Here is a 1,015-nt window from a genome sequence, read left to right as displayed (position 1 = left end):
TAGGGAGCGTATTCGGTTGTGATCAAGGGGTCGCTCGTGTGAGGTCCTTGATCCAGATCACGGAGGCCCGGAGGTGGAGTCCGGCGAGGTAGCTCCCCGGGGTCTTGTCGTAGCGGGTGGCGATGCCTCGCCATGCCTTCATCCTGTTGATCGCCCGCTCGACGGTGTTCCGTTCCTTGTAGAGCTCGGTGTCGTGACTGACGGGCCTACCGCCTCCGCTGCCCTTCTTCCTCCGATTGGCGGCCTGATCCTTCTTCTCCGGGATGACCGCCTTGATACGGCGTTTGCGCAGGTGGGCCCGATTGCCGCGAGACGAGTAAGCCTTGTCTGCGGCGACTGCGTCCGGCCGCGTGCGGGGACGACCGACCGGCCCGCGCACCCGCACCTTCTTCAGGACGGGGATGAACTGTGGGCTGTCCGCTGCCTGGCCCGCGGTCAGGATGAACGCCAGCGGGCGGCACTTGCGGTCAGCGGCGAGGTGAACCTTGCTGGTCTGCCCGCCCCTGGAACGCCCGAGGAGGGCGGCCTTCAGCCGGAGCTTCCGCCGGCGCCGGATGCGTCTTCGTTCTTCCCACGCGGGATCGCTTTCGGTCTCCTGCCCGCTTTGTTCTTCGGGGCTGCCCCCTTTGACCTGGCCCTCTCCTCCTCGGCGGCGGCTTTCTCCAGGGCTGTGACGACGCCCTCGTCGAGGTGCATCCCGGCCGCGTCGTGGTGGGCACGGGCGGTGGTGGAGTCGATGCTGATCAGGGACAGGTCCACCTCGCCACGCCTGGCAGCTTCCGTGATCAGGCCCTCCAGCAGGGCCTCGAAGACCCCGGCGTCACGCCACTGCCGGAAACGGTTGTGGACGGTCGACCAGGCGCCGAACTCCGTCGGCATCTCCCGCCACTGGCCGCCCGTCTTGAACCGCCAGATCACGCCCTCGAACTGCTGCCGCAGCCGCTCGGGGTACGGGCCGTACTCGCCGATCGGCAGGTACGGCTCGATGAACTCCCACTCCGGGTCGGTCAGTTGC

Annotated in this window: 1 pseudogene; it reads right to left on the bottom strand. The window is 67.8% G+C overall.

What is annotated here, in order from left to right:
• Positions 1 to 22 precede the first annotated feature (22 nt).
• A pseudogene (locus tag OSB71_RS24175) lies at positions 23 to 1,015 on the bottom strand (IS5 family transposase); the annotation flags it as partial.

Source organism: Streptomyces marinisediminis (assembly GCF_026262575.1).
Classification (GTDB): domain Bacteria; phylum Actinomycetota; class Actinomycetes; order Streptomycetales; family Streptomycetaceae; genus Streptomyces; species Streptomyces marinisediminis.
Note: the sequence above shows the minus strand (reverse complement) of the source record. Positions and strands in the feature narration are given on the sequence as shown.